Here is a 26,190-nt window from a genome sequence, read left to right as displayed (position 1 = left end):
ACCTCAGATATTATAATGAAAACAACGCTTAAAAATAATTTACGCTTAGGCCTCGGTTTATCGCTAATTATTCTTTTCATCAGCTCACTCGCTTCATATGTGAGCATCAGGAACCTCATTCAAAGTACCGAGCTGGTCAAGCATAGCGATGAGGTTATATTAAACAGCGAAAATATTATCTCCTACCTTAAAGATGCAGAAACAGGACAAAGAGGGTTTCTTCTAACCGGTAATAAAGTTTTTTTAGCTCCCTACTACGGCGCAAGCGATTCTGCTGCCGCTATTCTCAAGCGGGTGGAAGCGGCAACCAAAGACAATGTTGTTCAGCAAAAAAATGTTGCCGCATTAAGGGCTATTCTCTTCAAACGAATGGGCATTATCAGCTCCACCATCGAAATCAAAACACTCGGTGGCGCAATTGATCCTACTGTACTTTTCCAGGGAAAGGTATATATGGATCAGGCACGTTCGGTTGTAAGCAAATTGGTTGCTGAAGAGAAAAGACTGTTAGATGTACGTACAGCAGAATTAAACAAACTTAGCGCATATACACCAATATTAATCCTCATTGCAGCCCTACTCGCAATACTGATCACATTGTTTTTCTACAGAAAAGTCTCCGTAGATTTTGATGAGCGGGTAAAACTGCATCAGGAAATTGAAGATAAAAAATATGAGATGGAAAAACGGATTGTGGCAATTAAAGAAATTGCACATCAGATTTCCATTGGTAACTATGGTGTAACGTTAGATGGCCAGTCGGAGGATGATATTGGCGAGCTTTCAGGTTCATTGAATAGCATGTCAACCTCGTTGAAGAAATCTTTTGATACACTTGCCGACAATGAATGGTTACAAACCGGTGTGGCAAACCTCAATATCAAAATGGTTGGCGAAAAAGATGTATTTCATTTGGCCGAAGATATCCTTGAATTTTTGGCCGTATACACCAAAAGCCAGGTTGGCGCCATTTACCTCTTTAAAGATGATGGATATTTACACCTGAAAGCACAATACGCCTTAAAGGGAACAAATTTGGCAGACACCATTGAACTTGGTCAGGGCTTAATAGGCCAGGTGGTAAAGTCGGGCAAACGGATTCTAATTGAAGATGTTCCGCAGAATGAGTTAACCATTACCCATGCCACAGGAAATATCAAACCCGCTCAACTTGTAGTTTTACCCATTATCCGTAATGAAATTTCAATTGGAGGTGTTGAACTGGGTACAGTTGGCCACTATACGGACCTGCAACTCCATTTCTTAAATCTCGTCCTAACCGATGTGGGTACGGCATTACTGGGAGCTCAGAACAGACAGAAATTGCAACAGTTGCTTGAAGAAACCCAGGCACAATCTGAAGAGCTACAGGTTCAGCATAATGAGCTGGAAGGACTTAATGCTGAACTTGAGGCCCAGGCGCAAAAGCTGCAGGCATCTGAGGAAGAGCTTAGGGTGCAACAGGAAGAGTTATTACAGAGTAACCAGGAGCTCGAAGAACGGAGCAGCTTGCTCGAGGAAAAGAATGAATTAATCGAAGAACGAAATATCGAAATTCAACAGAAAGCTGAAGCACTCGAATTAAGTACCCGATATAAGTCTGAATTTCTGGCAAATATGTCGCACGAATTGAGAACACCGCTAAATTCCATTTTGTTGCTGTCCAGATTAATGTCTGAAAACGAAGAAATGGATCGCGAACATCAGGAGTATGCTGAGGTGATACAAAGCTCAGGTCAGGGTTTGCTGAGCTTGATTGATGAAATCTTAGATCTTTCGAAAATTGAGGCCGGCAAAATGGAGCTCGATAGGGCAAATATCAAAGTAGATGATATCATGCTCAACATGCGCTCGCTTTTTAATCCTTTGGCTAAAGAAAAGAACCTGAACTTCGTAGTCGACAAAGCTGAGGATGTTCCCGAGTATTTCCACACTGATAAAATGCGTCTGGAACAGATCATTAAAAATCTGCTATCCAATGCAATCAAATTTACAACGCAAGGTTCAGTTAAACTAAATATCACTAAATCTGAAAAACAACAAGCCTTGATTTTCAAGGTTACCGATACTGGTGTGGGCATTGCCCCGGAAAAACAGGGGATGGTATTTGAAGCTTTTCAGCAGGCAGATGGCTCAACAAGGAGGAAGTTTGGAGGTACGGGCCTTGGATTGTCGATTAGCCGGGAACTCGCCAAATTGTTAGGAGGATATATCGACCTGAAAAGTACAGAAGGTGAAGGAAGTATTTTTACACTTACGCTTCCCGTTGATAAAAATAAAGGCCTGGAAGGAACGGTTGAAATCGTTGAACGAAAACCAATTCTGGTAGCAGACTCAGCACCAAAGAAAATTGAACGCTTAACTGTCGCAAACATCCCTCAGGAAATCGATGACGATAGAGATAATATCACGCCCGATGATAAGGTGATATTGATCGTTGAAGATGATACCCCTTTTGCGAAAACCCTGCTCGATTTTACCCGCAAACGCAATTATAAGGGACTAGTTGCAGTGAGAGGTGATGTGGGAATAGAAATGGCAAGATCTTATAAGCCATTGGCCATTCTCCTCGATATTCAGCTGCCCGTTAAAGATGGATGGCAGGTCATGGAAGAGTTGAAGGCAGACCCGGCAACAAGACCAATTCCTGTTCATATCATGTCATCATTACAGGTTAAGAAGGAAAGTTTATTGAAAGGAGCTGTCGATTTCATAAACAAGCCATTTGCTTTCGAGCACATGCAGGAAATCTTTTCTAAACTGGAACATGCTTTGAGCCGGCATCCCAAAAAAGTATTGATCGTTGAAGAGAATGAGCAGCATGCAAAGGCTTTAAGTTATTTCTTAAGCAACTTCAATATTCAGACGGAAATTGTAAGCCAGGTAAATGATGGTGTTTCTGCATTGCATAAACCTGAAGTGAATTGCGTAATTCTTGATATGGGTATTCCCGACAAGCATGCATATGAAACACTTGAAGTGGTAAAGAAAACACCTGGTCTGGAAAACCTTCCAATTATTATATTTACAGGTAAAAACCTTTCAAAAGGTGAAGAAAACCGCATTAAGCAATATGCTGATTCGATTGTGGTAAAAACAGCCCATTCTTACCAGCGTATATTAGATGAGGCAGGCCTGTTCCTGCATCTGGTGGAAGAACAGAGCAAGGAGAAAACCAAGGCGCCTAAACGATTCTCAGAATTGCAGGATGTTTTAAAAGGTAAAACCGTTTTGGTTGCTGATGATGATGTAAGAAACATTTTCTCCCTGACAAAAATTCTGGAGCAACATCAAATGAAGGTCTTACCTGCAACAGATGGGAAAGAGGCGCTAAAAATGCTAAATGAAAATCCTGGCGTTGATGTGGTTTTGATGGATATGATGATGCCTGAGTTAGATGGTTATGAAACCACTACGGCAATCAGACAAGACATGAAATACAGAAACCTCCCTATTCTTGCTGTAACGGCCAAAGCCATGATGGGCGATAGAGAGAAATGTATCGCCGCCGGAGCCTCTGATTACATTAGTAAACCTGTTGATATGGATCAGCTGATTTCGCTTTTGCGTGTCTGGCTTTATGAAAATCATCATACATCTTAAACCATTTTATAATTAATATGCCTCAAAAAACAATTCTGATTATTGATGATGATAACCGAAACATTTTTGCATTAAAAGCTGTTCTAAAGGCCAAAGGTTTCAATTGCCTCTCCGCAACAAGTGCCCGGGAAGGCTTTTCAATCATACAACAAAATGAAAATGTATCCATCATTTTAATGGATATGATGATGCCCGACATGGATGGTTACCAGGCAATTGCTGCGATGAAAAAATCCCAGGAAATGCAGAACATACCCGTACTCGCTGTTACGGCACAGGCAATGGTAGGCGATAAAGAACGCTGCCTGAGTGCCGGAGCTTCAGGTTATGTTTCAAAACCGATAAATGTTGATGAGTTAATAGTACAAATAGAAAAATTTACAAATTAGGTGATAAGTGATGTAATAGATAACGAGCAGATTGAATTATTGCTCAATGATGTTCTCGAAACTCACGGGTACGATTTTCTGGAATACTCTCATGCATCTATAAAAAGAAGGATTACACGTCTGTATGCACTTGACAACTTTGTGAGTTTCGCAGAATTCAGGTATACCATTCGAAGTGATAAACAATATTTCAAACGGTTTTTAGAGGAAATCACTGTAAATGTTACCGAAATGTTTCGTGATCCATCCTTCTACAAAGCCTTGAGAAACGAGGTACTTCCCGTGTTAGGTACATACCCTTTTATCAGGGTTTGGGTAGCTGGATGTTCAACAGGAGAGGAAGCGTATTCCTTAGCAATAGTGTTGAAAGAACTGAATTTATTGGGTAAGTCTTTGATCTACGCAACCGACATCAACCCGTCGGTTTTAGAGAAAGCAAAAAAAGGGATGTTTTCCATGAACTACCTGAAACAGTATTCTGAAAACTATATTCAATCTGGAGGAATAAAAGATTTTTCATCTTACTATACCGCTAATTATTCACTGGCTAAATTTGATGAAAGCTTAAATAGTAAAATGATATTTTCTACGCATAACTTAGTTTCTGATCACTCATTCAACGAGTTCCAGCTTATCATGTGCAGAAATGTTTTGATCTACTTTGATAAAGACCTTCAGCATAAGGTATTTAACCTGTTTGATAGCAGCATTGAAAAATTGGGCTACCTCGCACTAGGCAGTAAAGAAAGTCTGGAATTCTGGGCCAAATCAAAAGAATATAAAAGAGTGAAACTGGAGAAAATATGGCGCAAACTATAGGTTCTACAAGATGTGAGGCATTGGTCATTGGCGGTTCAGCAGGAAGTTTAGATGTATTGCTCGAAATATTTCCCGACCTCAGTCCAAATATCACTTTCCCCATTATTTTAGTGATTCACCGAAAAGCCAATAATGAATCGCTCCTGAGTGATTTACTAAGAAACAGAACCATTTTACCGGTATCTGAAGCCGAGGAAAAGGAAATATTGCAGCCCGGACAAGTTTACCTGGCTCCTTCGGATTATCACTTGCTTATTGAGCAAAACAGAAGTATATCGTTAGATTATTCAGAGAAGATAAATTATTCCCGCCCTGCTATTGATGTCACTTTCCAGTCTGCTGCAGATATATTTGGGGATAAGTTGGTTTGTATTTTGCTCTCCGGCTCGAATGCGGACGGTGTAGAGGGATTAAAAACTGTAAACAATTTGGGGGGAATTGTGGTTATACAGAATCCTGACACAGCTATAATGCCTTACATGCCACAACAGGCTGCTTTAAATGTGAAGCCACATGTTTTACTGCATAGTTTTGAAATGGCTAAGTACATAAATAAATTAAATAATTAATTGCTATTCTGGAGGTTAAAATGAGTTTGAAAAAGGTTTTTGTATTCGATGATAATCGGGATATTCTCGATTTGTGCACCTTTATTCTGGAAGATGCAGGTTATGAGATTAAAACATCAGAAAGCGCTAATGAAATTGAAAAACAAGTTTCGGAGTATATGCCCGACTTGATTTTTATGGACAACTGGTTACCGGATTTAGGAGGAATACAAGCTACAAGAGCGTTAAAAAGCCATCCCGATCTCAAACACATTCCGGTAATATATTTCTCTGCCAATAATGATATTTCGGCTCTTGCTGACGAAGCTGGAGCAGATAGCTATCTGTCTAAACCATTCGACATTTTAGCATTGGAAGAAATCGTGAAAAAACACCTTAGCTAATTTCTATTTGACGCATTAAAAATTAGCGTTTCCCCCAGATTCTTGTATTTAAATCCAGCTCCTGAACAATATCATACATAAACCTGATGGCATTACTATCATCATTTAATGCATCTGGGTTGAGCAGTGATTTAAAAACAGGAGCCTCAAAGTAATTTCGGATAAGCGGAAAGGCAATGTACATTCTGGATTGTACAAATGAAAGGCTAATGCTGTACTTACTTTGATTGTTCAGACTTAAAATACGCTCCATCATAGATGGTGTCAGAATATACCTGGCCTCAACCTGATCGCTCCCATAGGTTACGAAGGTTTTACTGAAGTCTGGATTCTCCAGCTGAACCACATCCTTATTTCCAAACGAATAAATATGCTTGGAAAACCAGGCACCTAATGAGCTGCCAAAATCTTTCGGCCTGACAATGGTAATGCCATTAAAGTCTTTATTAAAATCGGCCGCAAAAATAATTCCTTTAAAGATATCATGCCACTCAGTGCGTGTGCCATTCTTGGTTTGCGTAACGGTTTTGTATTCAGCATGCACCTCAGCAAAGTAAAACTTCGTTTGCCCCGATGATCCGCTTACCAGGTCCTCTGTGTTGTACCGGTCAGGTTCAGTGTTAAATAATTGCGTATACATAAACTCCGAAACCTCAATACCTATATTAGGTTGAATGGTTAAGCTCTGATCCAAAAACTTCAGTGCAGCACCGATTACATCATGTTTATAGGAATTTTTATAGGCTTGCAACTCATCATTGATCTGGTATAGTAAAATTCCGCCATATACCAGAGGTAGTAAACCCGAAATAATTCCAATTATAGGGAAACCCAGAAAGAAGACAACAATCCCCAAAACAATTCCGGTTGCAATAAAAATATATCCTTTCGTTTGAGCTGAAGCTATTTTTTTCCGCTCAACTTCCATTGCAGCCAACACATTTTGTAAAGCCACATTTGTATTGATAGTGGAAGACATTAGTTATTGAAGAGATCCCTGGCACTAATATTTTTACGCTCATCAGCTACGGTTTCCAGTACCGGAACAGTCTGGTAGTTGAGCATACCTGCAAAAATGCTCCCTGGGAACATCATGATGGCATTATTATATTCTGTTACCGTGGCATTGTAGGTTCTTCTGGCCGCGGCAATCTGTTCCTCGCTTTCTGTCCAGGTGGTTTGCAGGTTAATGAAATTCGTATTGGCTTTCAAATCAGGATAATTTTCAACATTAACCATCAACCCGTTTACGCTGCTGCTTAATTGGCTGTCGAGCTGTGCTTTTTCAGTATCACTAAGCGTTCCGGATGTAGCTTTAGCTCTCAGCTCAACAATCCTGGTTAAAGTACCCTGTTCATAGTTGGTGTACTGTTTTACCACTTCAACGAGATTGGGTATTAGATCAAAGCGTTTTTTTAACATCACATCAATGGCAGAAAAAGCGTTGGTAACCTGGTTTTTCTTTCCGATAAGCGAATTGTAAAATGAAATCCCAATAATGAATAACAGGGCGATGATAATGAGTGCAATAATCATAACTTGTGTTTTTTAATTTAGATACTAAAGATAATAAAACGTTACAATAGTCAACATGATAGGTTAACGCTGCTCTGTTTTTTTTCTGCGTTCCAGCCGTTTCAGTTTGCGAAGGCGGTGCCCTTCCTGCATGGCTTTAAAGTTGGCAATGTGTTTTTTAATCTCATTCTGTTTCTCTTCTGTAATCCCCACACTATACTTTATTCCAACAAACAGGCTTCTCCAGATCATGTTGAAAAAAGAGGAGTAGTTGGGACGCAGGTAATCCACGTCAACAGTAACCAGCTTTCCGCTTGGGCCTGGATTTTCCGATTTTATAATAAGCGCATTTGCTAAAAAGGAAAGAAATCCCCGTGTAATTAAATGGTCTTTCGTCGGATCATTTTTCATTAGCGCCACAGATAGATCATAGTACGAAAAAGCAACTTTACCATGAGCCCCTGCATCATTGGCCTTGAAACTGAACTTCAGCTGGTCTACCGTCCCACGGTTAATTCTCACCAGTCCCAGCGGTTTGGTGATCTGGTTCAGAATTCGGGCATTGAAACCATGCAGCACTCCATTGTAAAGAAATGCACCGTCTTTCGCTTTAAGGTCAAATCTGAAGTTTACATCAAGTTTTCCCTGACCGAAAAGATAAGACCTGAGGTTAACATCCATGATGGGATTTATGGCTTTGATTTTATCCAGGTTAGTCGCGTTTTTGATGATACCGGAGGTGTTCTCAAAGGAAATTCTTCCCTTTTGCTGGCTTTCACCATTGAAAACACCGTAATTAATGTTAATATCTTTAAGCTGAATTTTTTGTACCAGGATTGGCACTTCCACCAATTGCAATAACTGATGCGGAAAGCGGCCAACCTTGCTCTCCTTGGCACGCTCACTAGCGCTTGGAAGTCCATCATTCCCATTGAATACTGATACCTGACCATGCGCAATAGCCATTTCCTTTGCCCATATTTCCTGCTTGCTGATGTACAGCGGTAAGTCAATCCCGTTTAATTGCAAATCATTCATGCGAATATCAAACCGTTCCTTACCAGGATGTATCTTGCTGAACTGCATCTCATCGTAAAGCGGTTCCAGAGCAAAACTATTTACCCTTAACTTTCCTGTCGTAGCCCTGAAATCAAGCTGATCCAGTTTAATGTTGTACATTTTATTGGGTGTCGTGTAAACATAGTTGTTGAGATTAATAACAATATCCTTTAATAAATAAAATCTGCTTTCATCCTCAGCAGAAGTGGAATCCACAAGAAGATCGGTTAAGGTGATGTTTAAATCGTCAATCAGAAATGGCTGGCTGTCAGTTCGATTTTTATTGACGTATTTGAAACTGGCATCCCTGAACAGAATGTTTTTGATTGAAAACTCTTTCAGGTTTTTCGAAATAAAGGCATATGGTGATTTAACCGGCCTTGGTGCACGCCCCTCATTGAAGGCAAATTGCTGATTCTGCATGGATACTTCCGGCTTGTCGAAAATAATCTCATCGAGCTGAAGCTTTTGCTCCTGATATAAAGTTAAAGGATGGAAATGTTTGACCGAAAGCTTTTTCAGGGAAACAGTATACAGATTATTTGGCGCACGTTTTAATCCGATAAGCTGCTTAAAACGTGTCGTGTCAGGCCTGATCCTAACATTTTCCAGTGTGGCATTACCTGTCAGTATATTCGTCGACACATTAGAGAAACTAATGGTGTAAAGGCTATCTGTAGATTTGTATAGCAAAGTTTTGATCCGGTCAGTAAGAATCGGGCGCGATTTTACATTTAAAAACCAGGCCAAACCAAAAAGCAACATAAGTATGGCGAATAGTACGCCTGTAATCCACTTATAAACTTGATAACGGTTGCGCTTGGTATCTGGCATTTAATAAACGGGGAGTGCTTGTTTTACCAGCAATATACATTTATAAAATGAATTTATTGATCCTCCTGCCTGTTCTTCCTGTTTTTTTCTTTCCGGGCCTCACGTCGGTCTTCACGCTTTTGTTGCCGTATTTTCTTAGCAATGACTTTCTGTTGCTTTACAGGGTTCTTCTCCGGAACAATACCAACACCTACAATATCTTTTATCCCCACAAATATCGTCTTCCACATCAGGTTGAAAAATGAGGCCGAGCTGATTCTGCTGTTGGTCATCGTTGCTGTTCTTGGCGCATCGCCCTTTTTTGGGTTCTCATCCTTTACCAGTATCGCATTGGCCAATAATGATAGAAACCCTTTTTCTTTAGTGCCATTTCCATCAATGTTGTCCGATAGCAGTTTGACCTTAAGGTTACTGTAAAGCATATTCATTGATCCGGTAGCAGAGCGCAGATTTCCACTTGCTTTAAAATCAATATGTTGAACATAGCCGCTTTCAATTTCAACTAAACCAAGGTTCTTTGATAGTGAATTGAGTTTTCTAAAGTCAAATTTACCCAGACTGCCACTGTAATCAAATGCCCCGTTTTTATCGGTCAGGTTGAAATCGATCTTAACATTCAGCCTACCGCTGCCCATCAAAAGGGAATTAAAATTAGCCTTAGAATGATTGTTTTTGGCCAGGCGTAAACTGTCATTGGTCACATTCAGAATATTTCCGGTTAAGGAATTAAATTCTACAGATCCCGTTTTCTTACTTGCCGGATTATATTCCGAATACTTCAAATCTATTTGCTGCAGTTTGACCGTATCAATTATCGTTGGAATATTCAAACGCTTCAGCGCCATGTGTGGATAATTTCGCCCTTTGTCTAGTCCTGGAGGAGGAGGCGACTCCCGGCTCATGAAAACCTCAACCTTTCCCGGACCAATTTTTAACAACCTGGCATGCAGGCTTTGATCGGTATTTAATCCAGTAAAGTCAACACCATTAAATTCGATTTTCACAAACGAAAGATTATACCGGTCTTTTTGAATTTTATATTTCCGGGCAAATGCTAATTCCGGATAAAGTGGCGTGAGTTTAAAACCTTTAACTGTAATATTACTTGTAGCATATGAACCTGTAATGGTGTCAACTTTCATATTGTACATTCTGTCTTTGGTTACCGATTTATAACCAGCCAATCTGAAAGCAATATCTTTGGTGTAATAAAAGCGTGATGTGTCCTGTCCGGATAGTGAATCCAGCAAAAAATCGTCAACTGTTATATCAAGGTGCTTAATGTCATTTTTCACCTTTTTACCACCGGAGTTATTCACATAATCAAAGTCAGCATCAACAATTTTGATACTATGCACCCGAATCGATTTAAAGGTTTTGGAAATCTGCTCATAAAGGGATTTTTCTACTTTGGCGGTATCGGCCTTTTTTGGAACCTTGCTAAAAATCATATTAATAGATGGTTTGTCTAGCCTGATTTCATTTACATCCACACGTTTTTTGAAATATGCAGTCAAAATCCCCACACGTGTAATCTGAAGTTTTTTCAATTTCAGTTCAAAGGTGTGCGCAGGAGCTAGACTTAGCTTTTTCAAACTATCGTACACAGAAGTGTCTGGCTTTAAAGTTACCTCACGCAGCGCCAGACTTCCGGTAATAATATTAAGGTTAATGCTTTTAAAATCTATAGTATACAGATGATGAGAGCCATTATAAACCCCCTCTTTTATTTTTTCCGTTAGAATAGGCTTCCATCGCGCACTAATGAACATTGCACCAAAAGCTCCGATTAATATTAATCCACCAATGATACACGCGATCCAGGTCCAGAGTTTATTTCTTTTTTGAGCAGTCATTTTATTGCCTTATCGATAGGTAACAGATAGAACTGTGAAAGGTTTGTATCTTCATGCGCTATCTGTTAGTTCGTTCAGACATCACCTGATCCAATACGACCAATCCGAAAATAATTCGTTTGTAAACATTACAACTAAATATGTCAATTTGTCACTTTTAATTTTATTTGTGTATTTTTGCAATCCTCCAAATGTTTTTAAATAATGATTGATTTACAAGTACAGGATAAGACGCATGATGAAGCAAGGCAAGGTGAAGCTTTAATTTTAGATACACCACTTAAAGCCGATGCCCGTAAATTATATATCGAAAGTTACGGCTGTGCAATGAATTTTGCAGATAGTGAGATTGTTGCCTCTATTCTTTCTGAAACTGGATTTGAAACTACAGGTGATTACCATCAGGCAGATGTGATATTCATTAATACCTGTTCTATTCGTGAAAATGCGGAAACAAGGGTTCGAAATCGCCTGTCGCAATTTGGTGCGGAAAAACGCCGTAATCCAAAATTAATTGTTGGCGTGCTGGGTTGCATGGCTGAGCGTTTGAAATCAAAATTTTTAGAGGAAGAACGCCTGGTCGATGTAGTAGTGGGTCCTGATGCTTACCGGGATTTGCCAAATTTAATCGAGCAGGTAGAAAGTGGACATAAAGCCGTAAACGTTTTACTGTCTCGCGAGGAAACATACGCAGATATTAGCCCGGTTCGTTTAAATAGTAACGGAATTACAGCTTTTATTTCTATAACCCGTGGTTGCAACAATATGTGCTCTTTCTGCGTAGTGCCATTTACTAGAGGTCGCGAACGCAGCCGTGATGCACATTCAATTATTCAGGAGGCCATAGCTTTGTTTGATGCGGGCTACCGTGAAGTTACACTGCTGGGACAAAACGTAGATTCATATACCTGGACCTCTGAAGACGGCACAGAATCAGTAAACTTTGCTCAGCTACTGGAGCAAACAGCTTTGGTTAGTCCTGAATTAAGGGTTCGTTTCTCCACTTCACATCCCAAGGATATTACCGATGAGGTTTTACGTACCATTGCTAAATACGATAACATCTGCAATTACATTCACCTACCGGTCCAGTCGGGCAATACCCGTGTGCTGGAATTAATGAACAGAACTTACAGCCGCGAATGGTATATCAATCGCATCGATGCCATCAGAGAAATTATCCCGGGCTGTGCAATTTCAACAGATATCATCGCAGGCTTCTGTACTGAAACAGAAGAGGAACACCAGGAAACCCTGAGTATGATGGATTATGTGCAATACGATTTTGCCTATAACTTCACTTATTCTGAAAGACCTGGAACTTTAGCTGCCCGTAAACTGGAAGATGATATTCCTGAAGACGTCAAAAAACGTCGCTTAGCCGAAATACTCGCTAAGCAGCAGGAGCATTCATTAATGCGCTTGCAGGAATGGGTGGGCAAAACAGTTAGAGTCCTGATAGAGGGCACTTCTAAAAAATCAGATAAAGATTATTGCGGAAGAGGGGATAGTGGTGCAATGGCCATTTTCCCGGCAATTGAGGACGTTAAACCAGGCCAGTATGCCAATGTATATATCGAAAGGTGTACCTCGGCAACACTAATAGGAAAGATCGTGGTGTAGAACCACAAGACTTAAAAGCAAACGATCTTAATTTGCGGCCAGTCCTGATACTATATACTTGATACTAAAGAATGGATACACAAAATATTAAACAACGATTCGGTATTATTGGAAATTCTCCATTACTAAATCGTGCCATAGATATTGCCAGTCAGGTGGCCCCAACGGATATGTCTGTGCTAATTACTGGTGAAAGTGGTAGCGGTAAAGAGGTTTTTTCTCAGATTATCCATCAAATGAGCGCCCGTAAACATGGAACTTTTATCGCCGTAAACTGCGGTGCAATTCCAGAGGGAACGATTGATTCAGAGTTATTCGGACACGAAAAAGGGTCTTTTACCGGTGCACATGAAGCACGAAAAGGATACTTTGAGGTAGCAAATGGCGGCACTATTTTTTTGGATGAAGTAGCCGAGCTGCCACTGGGCACGCAGGCACGCTTACTCAGGATTCTGGAAAGTGGCGAATACCTGAGAGTAGGCTCGTCCAAAGTGCAGAAAACAGACGTTCGCATTATCGCAGCTACAAATGTTGACGTATATACCCGTGTTAAAAACGGAAAATTTCGCGAGGATTTATATTACCGGTTGAATACGGTTCCGCTACGTATCCCTGCGCTACATGAGCGTAAGGAAGATATTTTCTTATTGTTTAGAAAGTTCGCAGCAGATTTTAGTGATAAATACCGTTCGCCAGGGCTTCACCTGGAGCCTGAAGCTGTTCAGATTTTAACCAATTACAGCTGGCCCGGAAATGTTCGTCAGTTGAAAAATATCGCTGAGCAAATCTGTGTGCTCGAAAAAGATAGAAATGTTAACGCACAGGCTATCCTGAACTATATCCCAAATGAAGCAGGCAGCAATTTGCCAATGGCAATAAATGCACAGTCGAAAGAAGATTTTACCGAAAGAGATATTTTGTATAAGGTGCTTTTCGACATGAAAAAAGATATGGTAGAGTTGAAAAAACTTGTTGCTGAAATTATTCAGCATGGAGGGAATACAGCAACAGTGCTGGCCGATAATCCTCAGTACATCAATCAGCTTTACCGCGATGTTGAGCTGCCTGGAGGAAATGATCATGCATTTACCATTCAGCATCCGGCACCAAACAATAATAATAACAGCAATGGCAGCCCCGAATATTTCGCGCACGATGCTGAGGAAGTGGAAGAGTCCTTATCACTGGTAGATAAAGAGTCAGACCTGATCAAAAAAGCACTTAAGAAACATAAAGGTAAACGTAAGTTTGCCGCTCAGGAGTTAGGTATTTCAGAACGTACACTATACAGGAAAATTAAAGAGTTAAATTTATAATACTTTAGCTTTTATGAGATAATTCCAGCTTAAAAATCACTTTCTATTTCACACAAGTGTTAAGATATAAATAGATGAAAATCAGACTTATTGCTTTAATTGCCCTCCTAACCCTCAGTTCGGCCTGTACTTATAAATTCAGTGGTGCATCTACCGATGGCTTAAAATCCGTGAACGTACGTGTGTTCGAAAATAATGCGCCACTTGTTGTACCAACATTGGCCAATGCGCTTACCGAAGCCTTAAAAACAAGGATTCGTAACCAAACCCGTTTAAGCGTAAGTACGGGAGAAGCCGATGCTGTTTTTGAAGGCAGGATCACAGGGTACGATATAAAGCCGGTCGCTTTGCAGGGAACTTCTACGCCAACAGCAGGTGCAAACAGATTAACGATCACCGTATCTGTGAAATACCGTAATAATGTAAAAGATCATGAGAAAGAGAGTTTTGAAGAGAGCTTTACAAAGTATCTTGATTATTCTCCCACTGCAGCAGCCATACCTGCAGCAATAGAAAATATCAACCGGCAGCTTACAGAAGATATCTTCAACAGGGCTTTCGCCCAATGGTAGGTGTCCATATGTGAAACAAAATATTTTATACCGACTACAATTTTTAACTTAGCACCAAACTCAGATCATGGATAACAAAAAGCTACTTGCTGATTTAATTGCCGAACCTGGAAAGGTGAGGAAGTCGCATGTACCTTTTTTAAAAGAAATGGTTGCCGAATATCCTTATGCACAGCCTCTGCATTTGTTGCTGGCCAGAGCTGAAGCTTCATTTGTTCCCAAAGCAGCACTCTATAGCCAGGGGAATGTACTCTTTCATGTCTTGAATATGGTATCCGTTGAGGAGGACAAACCCCTAATGGAGCATGAAGTCACCGGTTTGAAAGGTGAAGAAGAACTATTTATAGAAAGTGTTGCGACAATTGATTTTTTTGAATTTGAGAAAAAGATTGATACAGTAGCAGTGCAACAGGTTCCGCAGATTGAAACGGTAATTCCTGATGAACCGGAACTCAGTCGTGTTTCTAAATATGATGATGATCAGCTTCCATACACTTTTTTGTGGTGGTTAGCTAAAACACGTAAAGAGCACGAACAGGTTTTTCAGCCCTATGCACACCGTAAGTCGGATGAAGTTTCCAAAAAACAGCAAAAACCTGATGCAGCAGAATTTCAGCAACAATATGTTGAACATATTTTTCATATACAAACACCGTTTGAGGTTGCTGATCACCTTGCAGAATACCCGGCAGAGATTAAGGATACCAAAGGGGCAGAAATTATAGAAAAGTTCTTAAAGGAAGATCCAACAATAAAGCCTCCAAAGCCTGAACAGATCGATAATGAGAATAAAGCAAAGAAAAGCGCTGAAGACCACTACGACCTCGTTTCCGAAACTCTGGCTAAGATTTACATCGAACAAATGCTTTATCACAAGGCCATAGATACTTATAAAAAATTAAGTTTGAAATATCCAGAAAAAAGTGGTTACTTTGCCGACCTTATCCAATCTATAGAAAAGAAATTTTAAAAAATATAATATTACCATGGTAACCTTTTTAATCATTTTATTAATTATTGCGTGTATAGCTTTAGGTTTGTTTGTATTGATACAGAACCCTAAAGGTGGTGGTTTAGCTACAGGTGGTGGCACAAGCAATATGTTTGGAGTACAACGTACTGGCGATGTTTTGGAAAAAGGCTCCTGGATTTTATTAGCCGCGATCGTAGTGTTAACATTAGGTATAACTACAGTTTCAAAAACCAGTGGCGGTACTGCCGCAGTAGGTAACTCTGCTATTCAGGAGCGTTTAGATAAAACACCATCTCCTTCTCCGCTAGGTGGCGGTTTAAACAGCACTAAACCTGCTGCTACAACGCCGGCATCAACAGATACTACAAAGAAATAACATCATAATGGCAATTATTTAAAAGCTTTCCTCTAAAAGGAAAGCTTTTTTTTTGGAATCAGGGCTTGTTGAATTATCCATTGATTCAATCTGCCAAGCTGGCATCTAATTTTTGTCCTTATACGCCATTTGTTTAGAAATTTGACAGTAGTGGTGTAAATTTGTCCCCGAAAGGCTATTGGCATAAAAAGTGTTAATTGATAGCTTAGTTAAAAACAAAATCAAAATAAAAAATAATAAAAGTTATGGCGTTAAACCTAAAACCAATTGCTGGCAGTTCGAATAGAGTAATTGTTGAACCAGCTGCCGCAGAAGAAAAAACTGCATCGGGTTTGTATATCCCTGATACCGCTAAAGAAAAACCATCAAAAGGAACTGTAGTTTCCGTTTCTGAGGAAGATGCCGATGGCAAAAAAGCAAGCGTAAAAGTGGGTGATGTTGTAATTTATGGTAAATACGGCGGTACCGAATTCCCTTACGAAGGTAAAGATTACTTAATTATGCGTGAAACTGATATCTACGCAGTAGTGGGGTAAATAATGATTGAATGACTGGATGCCTCAACGGGTGAATTCAGCATTGATCAAGGAAATAATCAAAAATTATAGAATGAGTGATTTTTGAATGATAGGATACATCGAAATCCAATTCAATCATTCTCTCAAACAATCAATCAAAATTTAAAAAGAAATGTCAAAACAAGTAAAATATAACGTAGAAGCACGCGACGCCCTGAAACGTGGTGTGGATATTCTTGCAAATGCAGTAAAAGTAACTTTAGGCCCAAAAGGACGTAATGTAATTATCGATAAGAAATTCGGTTCTCCTGCAATTACTAAAGATGGTGTAACTGTTGCAAAAGAAATCGAATTGAAAGATGCGGTTGAAAACATGGGCGCACAAATGGTTAAAGAAGTAGCTTCTAAAACTGCTGATATTGCAGGTGATGGAACTACAACTGCAACTGTTTTAGCACAGGCGATTATCACAACAGGTATTAAAAACGTAGCTGCAGGTGCAAATCCGATGGACTTAAAACGTGGTATCGATAAAGCTGTTGCTGCAGTTGTTGCAAACCTAAAAGAGCAATCGCAAACTGTTGGTGAAGACAACAACAAAATTAAGCAGGTAGCTTCAATCTCGGCAAACAACGATGAGGTAATTGGTGCTTTAATTGCCGAAGCAATGGGTAAAGTAGGTAAAGATGGTGTAATTACTGTTGAAGAAGCAAAAGGTACTGAAACTGAAGTTAAAACAGTAGAAGGTATGCAGTTTGATAGAGGTTATTTATCTCCTTACTTCGTAACCAATGCTGATAAAATGGAGGCTGAATTAGATAATCCTTACATTTTAATCTACGACAAAAAAATCAGCAACATGAAAGAATTGTTGCCTGTTTTAGAAAAAACGGTTCAAACTGGTAAACCATTAGTAATTATTTCTGAAGATTTGGATGGCGAAGCATTAGCTACATTAGTAGTTAATAAAATCCGTGGTTCACTGAAAGTTGTTGCTGTTAAGGCACCTGGTTTCGGCGACAGAAGAAAAGCTATGTTAGAAGACATCGCAATCTTAACCGGCGGTATCGTTGTATCTGAAGAAAGAGGTTACAAATTAGAAAATGCTGATTTAACTTATTTAGGTTCTGCTGAGAAAGTTGTAGTGGATAAAGACAATACAACTGTAATCAACGGTGCTGGTAATTCTGATGATATCAAATCTCGCGTTAGCCAGATCAAAGCACAAATCGAAACAACAACATCTGACTACGATAAAGAAAAATTACAGGAGCGTTTGGCTAAGTTAGCCGGCGGTGTTGCAGTTCTTTATGTTGGTGCTGCTTCCGAAGTAGAGATGAAAGAGAAAAAAGACCGTGTTGATGATGCTTTACATGCAACGCGTGCGGCTGTTGAAGAAGGTATAGTTGCAGGTGGAGGTGTTGCTTTCATTCGTGCAGTTGCTTCTATCGCTGATTTAAAAGGTGTTAACGAAGATGAAAATACTGGTATCCAGATTATCCGTCGTGCTATTGAAGAACCTTTACGTCAGATTTGTGAAAACGCAGGTATTGAAGGTTCTATCGTGGTTCAGAAAGTTAAAGAAGGAACAGCTGATTATGGTTATAATGCACGTACTGATGTTTATGAAAACTTAATCGGTGCTGGTGTTATCGACCCGACTAAAGTTTCCCGTGTAGCATTGGAAAATGCAGCATCTATTGCGGCTATGTTATTAACAACTGAAGTTGTTTTGGCTGATGAACCTGAAGAAGGTGGTTCTCCTGCTATGCCGCCAATGGGCGGTGGCGGTATGGGTGGAATGATGTAATCATTAAATCCAAATACCGAGAAATAATTTCGTGTAAAAATATACCCCCAAGGTTTACAACCCTTGGGGGTTTTTTTATGCTTCAATAGAACGCAATGGGCCTTTTTTGATGCTTGCAAGCCGTTCATTTTGTTCGAGTTGATGTAAACTTTTGTTAGTGTAAAGGAAAAATTACGTTCTTTGTCCTCGAATAATTATTACATGCGTTGTATATGTCGTACACATAAGTAAGTAGGATAATTAAAGCTTTACAACAACAAAACATCGCTTTAAAAACGCAATAAAATCATTCCCTAGTGTTAGAGATTTATGAAGATTCGTTGTAAGAGGAATTGGCTTTTATTTGCCCTTTTTTTAGGGGCAGTTTTTTTTACATCTAAAACTTTTGCCCAGGTAACTATTGGTACTGTTGATGGCGGTCCCTATACCCCTGGAAGTACAATTGCCGTTCCGTTCAATGTGGGTACAAACTGCATCAATCCAGGCAACCAGTTTCAGTTATACCTTTCCGATCAGAATGGAAGCTTCGCATCCGAAACTTTAATAGGAAGTTACAGTGGTTTTTATAGTACCTATGTTAATGGTATCATCCCCGCGGGTACAATACCTGGTACAGGCTATAAAGTAAGGGTTAAAACCACTAACCCCGCATCTGTTAGTAATGGCTCTGCCTCTTTTGAAGTGAAGGCAGGTTCAGCTATTGAGGCCAAAGTCACCTCCAATTATTTAAACCCAAATAACACAGAAACCTTTGGTACCTGTATCAGCAGAGACAACAATCAGTTTTTCCTCAACAATGAATCTACTGCGAACAGTAATGTTACTGCAACCGTAACTGACGAGCTCAATGGAGGAAGTCCTGCAAACATCAGCTTTTCCACACCTATACAATCTTTTACAGCGCAGTACGCACATTATACCATTTTCGTTAAGGCCATAATGCCTAACGGAACAGTAGCCACCAAAGCTTATTTGCTGGTTAATAATAAAATTGTAACTGCATTTGGAACTTCAGGTAATAACATTGTATGTCTGCCACTGGGCATGCTTACATTCAATGTAGACATCGTTTCGCCCGCAGGAATACAGTACAATTTTCCAGGCGATAGTTACACCATTACCTGGGGAGACCAAACCACTTCAGTTTATTCACTTTGTGATATTAAGAAAAGTGGCGGAACAGTAAGCCACTCCTATATCAGATCCTCTTGTGGCAGTGTTTCAACAACCAGTGCAGGAACAATCTATAATGCCTTTCCGGTTACCATTAACCTCTCGAATTCCTTTTGCGGAACTATCGGTACACCAATATCTTCTTCTGCTAAAGTCGTGGTAAAGCCTATAAACGCCTTTTCATTCAATTCTCCGGGTTGTACAAATACAGATATAACTTTTGCCAATACATCCGTTTTAGGAGAGGATCCTAACACGAATACGCCTGAATGTAAGCCCAATACGGTAACCTACAACTGGTTTGTTGATGGTGCAGCCGTAGCGGTAAATAAACCGATTTCTTACAGTCTTGTTTATAAATTTCCTACACATGGAAAGCATATCATCCGTCTGGAATCTACCAGCTCCGGAGCATGTCCGGCAGATCCTGTAGAGATGGAAATCTGTATTCAGGACCCGCCAAAACCAGCGTTTAGTTTGCCTACTAATACCATATGTAGTAACTCTACCTTAAAAGCGGCCGATCTATCCGTGCTGGATAACATTTGTGAAGCAGCTAATGTGTATTCCTGGAATGTCTCGCCTGCCGTAAATTATGTGAATGGAACGAACGCCGCAAGTAAAGAACCGGAGTTTAGCTTTGCCAATGCAGGTGTTTATACCATCACGCTTAGCATTACCACGCCTTCCTGCGGTATAGTGACTACCGCACCTCAAACAGTAGTGGTAAATGCTTCGCCAGTTGCAACTTTATCTCCCGATTTTACGCTGTGTAACCTGGCTACATATGATTTTAATAATACCACAACCGGTCCAACTAAAACCACAATATCGGGTACTTCGCAAGACCAGGCCGATACTTATACCTGGACCGTAAGTGCGGCTGCGGGTGGAACCTATAGTTTTACAGGCGGCACAACGGCAAACTCGAAATATCCATCTATCAAATTTGACAACTATGATAGCTATACCGTCACTATCGTACACAAAAATAATTGCGGAACTGCTACCAGCAGCCAGAAACTCACATTTACCACCGCTCCGGTTGTTAATGCAGGACCTGATCAGAGTATATGCTTTAATGAATCGAGCTTCACCTTAAATGCAACGATAACAGGATCTGTAAACAGCCAGACCTGGATAGGGGGGGCAGGTACTTTTTCACCCGGACGCGGCGTGCTGAACGCTGTGTATACGCCAACGGCTGCAGAAAAGGCTAGCGGCCTGGTCACATTGCAGCTTAGGGCAACTACAACACTTGGTACGCCCTGCAATGAAATAAATGATGATGTGATTTTGAGAATAAAGGAAAACATTAGCCTGAATAGTGCATCATCAAAGAATATCTGCACAGGCACAAATGTTTCATACACCCCCTCGTCGTCTGTAGCAGGGGTTACTTATAACTGGACTGCCGCCGGAACCCCGGGCGCAGCCGGATATTCACCGTCGGGAAGCGGTGCGATTAATGACGTTATCACCAATTCAGATCCCGTAAACAATGTAACAGTAACCTACACCATAGTGCCCGAAAAGGATGGTTGCCAGGGTACGCCCTTTACTTTAGTAGTTACAGTAAGTCCCAATCCGGTAATGACAGCCACGCCTGCGGCATTAACCATATGCGACAATACTTCTTCAGCAATTACTTTAGCGTCGAATATCAATGCAGTTAATTATAGCTACACCAGTACTGTTACAGGATTGATCACAGGAAACAGTCAGATGGCCAGCCCAACATCAGTGAATACTGTAAATGATATTCTGCTTAACTCAAGTGCAACAACCGGCACCGTTACCTATGTTTTTACTCCTGTTTCTTCTGCGGGATGTCCAGGAAACCCGGTTTCTGTAACCATAACCGTCCAGCCGCGTGCAACATTACCTGCTGCCGGGCCGGATGAGTCTGTTTGCAATGCGAGCACATACACCTTAAAAGGCAATACTCCGATAGTTGGTTCGGGTAAGTGGTCAGTAGTGTCTGCATCAAATACGGTGAATTTTGCCAATGATACCCAAGCCAACACTGTAGTCTCAGGTTTGCAGCCCGGAAACAGCTATGTTTTTAAATGGACCATTAGCGATGCATCCTGCTCTACTGCATCAGATGATGTGCAAATAACGGTAAACCCCTTAAGTGTAGGGGGGAGTACATCTGGTGATGCTACGGTTTGCTCGGGTAGCAATGGGGGAAGCATTACGCTCGCGGGACAGGTTGGAGATATTATCCGTTGGGAAAGGTCAATCGATAATGGAATTACCTGGTCAACGATTACCTCAACCGCTAATCCACTGGTATATTCTGGTTTAACTGTAACCACTCAGTACCGCGCAATCGTTCAGAGTGGTGCATGTATTGAAGCCGCATCAACCGCAACAACAATAACCGTGAATCCAGGTACGGTAGTCTCCAATGCCGGCCCAAACCAATCCCTGTGTAGCGGCAATGGAATTACCTTAAATGGGAATAACCCCGCGCCTAATACTGGTATATGGACCCTTACATCCGGACAAACAGGTATTGTCATAACCAATCCATCCTTGAATAATACTACCGTAACGGGCTTAACTCCGGGCAGTACTTACACATTCCGGTGGACAATTAACGGGTTCGCAGGGTGTCCACCTTCCTCATCTGAAACATCTATAACTTATTTTCCTCCGGTTACCAATAATATTTCTGTTTCGTCGTCACCGGTTTGCGCAGGGCAAAGCGTAAGCATACTGGGGGAGGTTCCAACTGGTGGAGCAGGCAGTTTTAGTTACCAGTGGCAAAGTAGTGCTGATGGGAATACGTGGGTAAATATAACATCTGCGACTGGTAAAGACCTGACCATAGTTGCCTCCCTTTCTGCCTATTACAGGCGGCTTGTAAATAGTACCATTTGTACTTCAGTCAGCAACAGTGTACAGGTTAATATACTTCCAACCTTAAGTAACAATACCATTAGCGCAGACCAGCAAATATGCCAGGGAAGTGCCGCAGCAGCATTGACAGGTTCTACGCCTTCAGGTGGTAATGGCACATATAACTATCAATGGCAGTCTAGCTTAGATGCGGTTTCCTGGAGTGATGTATTGGGCGCAACAATAATAAACTATACACCTCCCGTACCGACTTCCACAATCTATTACAGACGAAATGTCTCCAGTGGATCATGTTCCGGCACCACAAGCAACCAGGTAAAACTTACGGTAAATCCTCCTGCAAAGGCAGAAATAACCTTTTTGACCGATAAGGCATGTGCGCCCTTCCAGCTTAGTGCTAACAATGTCGCAGCAACCTTATATCCCGATCGTAATGCCACCTACACCTGGTATGCCGATAACGTACAGATTGGGGTTCAGGCCGTATTTCCTGGCTACACGATAAATGAGCCAAATAGAACTGTTGTAATCAAACTGGTTGTTACCAGTAGCCTAGGCTGTAGCACTGCTGAAACATCACATACCTTTTCTACCTACCAGGATGTGCTACCTTCTTTTACCCAGAGTGCTACACAAGGCTGCGGACCATTGAACGTTACTTTTACCAATACCTCAACTTCTTTAACCGATGCAACCTTCGCCTGGAATTTCGGCAATGGTACTACCTCAACTGCTCCACAACCACCCGCAGTAACTTTTCAGCCCGATCCTACAGGTAAAGACATTACCTATACAGTAACACTAACCGCTACAACACCATGTGGACCATCTACTTTCACTTCAACTGTGATGGTCAAAGCTAGTCCTGTTTCACGATTTTCTCCTGATAAAACTACAGGGTGTTCGGCTCTGCTCGTGAATTTTAGCAATACTGGTCCTGAAAGTACAGGCACAACCTATACCTATGATTTTGGAGATGGCACTAACCCTGAAACTTTTAACGACAGAAGAACGGTTCCGCATACCTTCCAAACACTTGTTGTAAAGGATTTTGTGGTGAGGATGACAGCGAAAAATGATTGTGGGGAACAAACAACATCTAATACGATCAGGGTTTCTCCCAATAACATTGTGCCCGAACTGGTCGTAAATGGTAATGAGAAGATTGGTTGTGCGCCACATACCGTAAACTTTGTCAATAACACCAGCGGCGCCAGCAGCTTTGTTTATACTTTTACCAATGAAGATACAGGTGAGGTGAATACAGCATTCTCAACCGCGGCTGGCGTGTATCCCTATACCTTTACTAAACCCGGAAGATACACGATCAGGCTGGATGCAGAAAACGATTGTTCCAAAAACACCACTACTGAGACGGTAACCGTCAGGGCACAACCAACTGCTGCTTTTTCTGCTGACAAAACCAGTGGCTGTACTAACTTGTTAGTCAAGTTTAAAAATACCAGTGTTGGAGCTGTCGGTTACCTGTGGGATTTCGGAGACGGTTCAACACCATCAACACAATTTGAACCCGAACACACTTATGCCGGAACGGGCGTAAACTATACGGTTAAGCTAACCACCACCAATACACTTGGCTGTACCAACACCACTACAATATCCAATTTCATCAGCATTGTTTCTCCTCCCGTTGCTGCATTCACTGTTAGTCCCGGAAATGAGTTGTCTATTCCGAATTATACCTTCGGTTTTAAAGATGTTAGTATGAATGCTGTTAGCTGGGAATGGACCTTTGGCGATGGCGCATCTTCTACGCTCCAAAATCCAAATCACACTTATGCTGAAAATGGTACATATACCGTTACGCTGAAAACTTTAAACAAGGAGGGTTGCTCATCAGCCACTACCCAATCGGTTAGGATTATAGGCGTTCCCGGAAATTTAAGTGTTCCGAATTCCTTTATGCCCGCAAGCGCTAAAAATGAAATCCGCACATTTAAAGCTAAGGGTAGGGGAATTGCATCATGGACGATGTCGGTATTTAATAAATGGGGTCAGCTACTATGGGAAACCACGAAGCTTGATGATGGAGCACCTTTGGAAGGATGGGATGGTACATACAATGGTCAGGAACAGCCACAGGGGGTTTATTATTGGAAAATAGACGTCAAGTTCATAAACGGAAGCGATTGGAAGGGGATGACATTCGATTCCTCTCCGCCGCGAAAAACAGGTGTAATATATTTAATCAGATGATGATGAGGAGGGTGAGTTTACTATTGCTGCTGATAGCAGGGCCACTAATTGCTTTAGGGCAGGATCATATTTTTTCGCAGTTCTATAACGCGCCAATCTATCTAAATCCAGCTTTAACCGGTCAGTTTGAAGGTGATATGCGTTTTAACGCCTTATATCGGAACCAGTGGAGCGGTTTAGCGAGCGACTATGCCTATATGAGTGCGTCGGGAGACTTAAATCTCCATAATATGAATAGCGGTATCGGCCTGATATTTAACCGAAGCAGTGAAGGCACAGCATACCTGGTTAAAAATAATATTGCAGCCAGCTATTCTTACATTATTGATGGGGATGATTTTACCCTGTCTTTTGGATTACAAGCGGGAATCACGAATCAGAAGCTGAATTGGGATAAGCTTGTATTTGGCGATCAGATTGACATTGGCTCAGGATATTTGCCAGGTAGTATTTCGGGAGCAGAAAGGCCCAGTGTCGACAGCCGTTTTTATCTGGATGCGAATGCCGGTACCAACCTGGTATTCGGGAAATTTATGATGGGGCTGGCCGCGCATCACTTAAACCGTCCTGATGAATCGATTTCAGGCTTTCAGGCAAAACTCCCTGTTCGCATTTCTGGGAACCTAAGTTACAAGTTAACGCTTATCCCTGATCAGTATGATCGCGATGGCAGTTACATCATTCCATCTATTGTGGCTTATAAACAGCAAAATGTAAGCTCTTATAGCGCAGGATTGCAATATAAATATGCCGGCATTAATGCGGGGATATGGTATAGAAATGATGGAAATGCAAACGGAAATGATGCCATAGTCTTTTCTGTAATCTTTGATATCTTCAATCGCAGAACCAATGGTGAAAAATTCAGGTTAGGTATCAGCCATGATGCCACCACATCTAAAATCAATTATAGCAATACTGGCGGAACATCTGAAATTGGAGTAGGGTATGAAAAATATTATAAAAATAGTTCCAGCGGCGGTAGGGCAAATGGCCTAAGGTGTTATGATTTTTATTAATTTGCCTTTCATTAAATAAGGGCAATGAACGATATTTTGGATAACAGCCATTTTATTACCCAAAGTGAAGTCAATAAATTTTTGCTGGCTACACTCCTGTGTGGTATAATAGGCGCTGAGAGGGAATACAGAAGCAAGTCTGCAGGTTTAAAAACCATGATGATGATTGGCTTAGGCGCCACATTATTTACTATTCTATCTATTAAAATAGGCCCTACCAGCCAGGATCGCATTGCTTCGAATATTGTTACAGGTATAGGCTTTTTAGGAGCGGGAGTAATCTTTAAGGAAGAAAACAGAGTTAAAGGCCTAACAACAGCCTGTATTATCTGGATTGTAGCTGCAATAGGAATGGCTATCGGTTCCGGGTATTACGAACAGGCAATAGGCGTTACGGGTGTAGTACTTTTAGCTTTGATCATCTTTCCATTTTTAGAGGAAATCGGAGACCGCCGCTTTACCAAACGTGTTTATAGAATAGTCAAAAAACAACATGCCCATGGCGATCTGGAGAGCTATGAGGATGTATTCAGAGAAAACAAACTTAAGCCTAACCGTGGCAAGCATTCGTTGGTCAATAACGTCATTACCGGCAACTGGATTGCTACCGGAACCCCTAAAAACCATAAGAAGTTCGTTGAGCAGATGCTAAAGGACAATGATATTATTGAATTTGATTTTTGAATATTCGAAAATTG

General features: G+C 40.9%; 19 protein-coding genes. 15 read left to right on the top strand and 4 right to left on the bottom strand.

The genetic code is table 11. The annotated features are described in order from the left end of the window. Positions 1-15 precede the first annotated feature (15 nt). Genes AB669_RS12390 through AB669_RS12370 form a run of 5 tightly spaced genes read left to right on the top strand, consistent with a single transcriptional unit; the run spans position 16 to position 5,763 of the window. Positions 16-3,603 (top strand): response regulator, encoded by a 3,588-nt coding sequence (locus AB669_RS12390; RefSeq protein WP_047799645.1) that lies wholly within the window; start codon positions 16-18, stop codon positions 3,601-3,603. 17 nt (positions 3,604-3,620) lie between these two features. Continuing rightward, the gene (locus AB669_RS12385) at positions 3,621-3,992 is read left to right on the top strand and encodes a response regulator (RefSeq protein ID WP_047799644.1); all 372 of its coding nucleotides are present in this window, start codon (positions 3,621-3,623) and stop codon (positions 3,990-3,992) included. Beyond that, on the top strand, positions 3,993-4,811 hold the full coding sequence (locus tag AB669_RS12380; protein WP_047799643.1) for a protein-glutamate O-methyltransferase CheR: 819 nt from the start codon (positions 3,993-3,995) through the stop codon (positions 4,809-4,811). Further along, the gene (locus tag AB669_RS12375) at positions 4,796-5,380 is read left to right on the top strand and encodes a chemotaxis protein CheB (protein WP_047799642.1); all 585 of its coding nucleotides are present in this window, start codon (positions 4,796-4,798) and stop codon (positions 5,378-5,380) included. The genes AB669_RS12380 and AB669_RS12375 overlap by 16 nt, the downstream gene beginning before the upstream one ends. A 20-nt stretch (positions 5,381-5,400) precedes the next feature. Continuing rightward, positions 5,401-5,763 carry a response regulator gene (locus tag AB669_RS12370; protein ID WP_047799641.1) on the top strand — a complete coding sequence of 121 codons (363 nt, stop codon included), beginning with the start codon at positions 5,401-5,403 and terminating at the stop codon, positions 5,761-5,763. A 22-nt stretch (positions 5,764-5,785) separates the two neighbouring features. Here the strand turns inward: AB669_RS12370 and AB669_RS12365 are convergent, their stop codons facing one another. From AB669_RS12365 to AB669_RS12350, 4 genes are all read right to left on the bottom strand, one after another. Beyond that, entirely contained in the window at positions 5,786-6,742 is a 957-nt protein-coding gene (locus AB669_RS12365) for a DUF3137 domain-containing protein (RefSeq protein WP_047799640.1), read from the bottom strand. After that, entirely contained in the window at positions 6,742-7,299 is a 558-nt protein-coding gene (locus tag AB669_RS12360; RefSeq protein WP_047799639.1) for a LemA family protein, read from the bottom strand. The genes AB669_RS12365 and AB669_RS12360 overlap by 1 nt, the downstream gene beginning before the upstream one ends. Before the next feature lie 63 nt (positions 7,300-7,362). Then, positions 7,363-9,171, bottom strand: coding sequence for a hypothetical protein (locus AB669_RS12355; RefSeq protein WP_047799638.1), 1,809 nt, complete (start codon positions 9,169-9,171; stop codon positions 7,363-7,365). A 53-nt stretch (positions 9,172-9,224) separates the two neighbouring features. Beyond that, positions 9,225-11,027: a hypothetical protein gene (locus AB669_RS12350; RefSeq protein ID WP_047799637.1), complete on the bottom strand. Its 1,803-nt coding sequence runs from the start codon at positions 11,025-11,027 to the stop codon at positions 9,225-9,227. A 204-nt stretch (positions 11,028-11,231) separates the two neighbouring features. On the opposite strand from AB669_RS12350, the gene miaB reads away from it, so the two are divergent. The 10 genes from miaB to AB669_RS12300 all read left to right on the top strand — a co-directional run bounded on the left by miaB (position 11,232) and on the right by AB669_RS12300 (position 26,176). After that, positions 11,232-12,650 (top strand): tRNA (N6-isopentenyl adenosine(37)-C2)-methylthiotransferase MiaB, encoded by a 1,419-nt coding sequence (gene miaB, locus AB669_RS12345; RefSeq protein WP_047799636.1) that lies wholly within the window; start codon positions 11,232-11,234, stop codon positions 12,648-12,650. A gap of 71 nt (positions 12,651-12,721) precedes the next feature. Beyond that, the gene (locus AB669_RS12340; protein WP_047799635.1) at positions 12,722-13,966 is read left to right on the top strand and encodes a sigma-54-dependent Fis family transcriptional regulator; all 1,245 of its coding nucleotides are present in this window, start codon (positions 12,722-12,724) and stop codon (positions 13,964-13,966) included. Between the two features lie 74 nt (positions 13,967-14,040). Continuing rightward, positions 14,041-14,538, top strand: coding sequence for an LptE family protein (locus tag AB669_RS12335; protein ID WP_047799634.1), 498 nt, complete (start codon positions 14,041-14,043; stop codon positions 14,536-14,538). A 67-nt stretch (positions 14,539-14,605) separates the two neighbouring features. Beyond that, positions 14,606-15,508 carry a hypothetical protein gene (locus AB669_RS12330; RefSeq protein ID WP_047799633.1) on the top strand — a complete coding sequence of 301 codons (903 nt, stop codon included), beginning with the start codon at positions 14,606-14,608 and terminating at the stop codon, positions 15,506-15,508. A 16-nt stretch (positions 15,509-15,524) separates the two neighbouring features. Continuing rightward, positions 15,525-15,887: a preprotein translocase subunit SecG gene (gene secG / locus AB669_RS12325; RefSeq protein ID WP_047799632.1), complete on the top strand. Its 363-nt coding sequence runs from the start codon at positions 15,525-15,527 to the stop codon at positions 15,885-15,887. Positions 15,888-16,132: 245 nt separating this feature from the next. Further along, entirely contained in the window at positions 16,133-16,423 is a 291-nt protein-coding gene (gene groES / locus AB669_RS12320) for a co-chaperone GroES (protein WP_029281770.1), read from the top strand. A 154-nt stretch (positions 16,424-16,577) separates the two neighbouring features. Continuing rightward, positions 16,578-18,215: a chaperonin GroEL gene (gene groL, locus AB669_RS12315; RefSeq protein ID WP_047799631.1), complete on the top strand. Its 1,638-nt coding sequence runs from the start codon at positions 16,578-16,580 to the stop codon at positions 18,213-18,215. Positions 18,216-18,524: 309 nt separating this feature from the next. Next, positions 18,525-24,473, top strand: a complete 5,949-nt coding sequence (locus tag AB669_RS12310; protein ID WP_082120665.1) for a PKD domain-containing protein — start codon at positions 18,525-18,527, stop codon at positions 24,471-24,473. Then, positions 24,470-25,492, top strand: a complete 1,023-nt coding sequence (locus AB669_RS12305) for a PorP/SprF family type IX secretion system membrane protein (RefSeq protein ID WP_047799630.1) — start codon at positions 24,470-24,472, stop codon at positions 25,490-25,492. The genes AB669_RS12310 and AB669_RS12305 overlap by 4 nt, the downstream gene beginning before the upstream one ends. Positions 25,493-25,516: 24 nt before the next feature. Continuing rightward, positions 25,517-26,176, top strand: a complete 660-nt coding sequence (locus tag AB669_RS12300) for an MgtC/SapB family protein (protein ID WP_047799629.1) — start codon at positions 25,517-25,519, stop codon at positions 26,174-26,176. The last annotated feature ends 14 nt before the right edge of the window (positions 26,177-26,190 follow it).

It is taken from the genome of Pedobacter sp. BMA (genome assembly GCF_001027745.1).
Taxonomy (GTDB): domain Bacteria; phylum Bacteroidota; class Bacteroidia; order Sphingobacteriales; family Sphingobacteriaceae; genus Pedobacter.
Note: the sequence above shows the minus strand (reverse complement) of the source record. Positions and strands in the feature narration are given on the sequence as shown.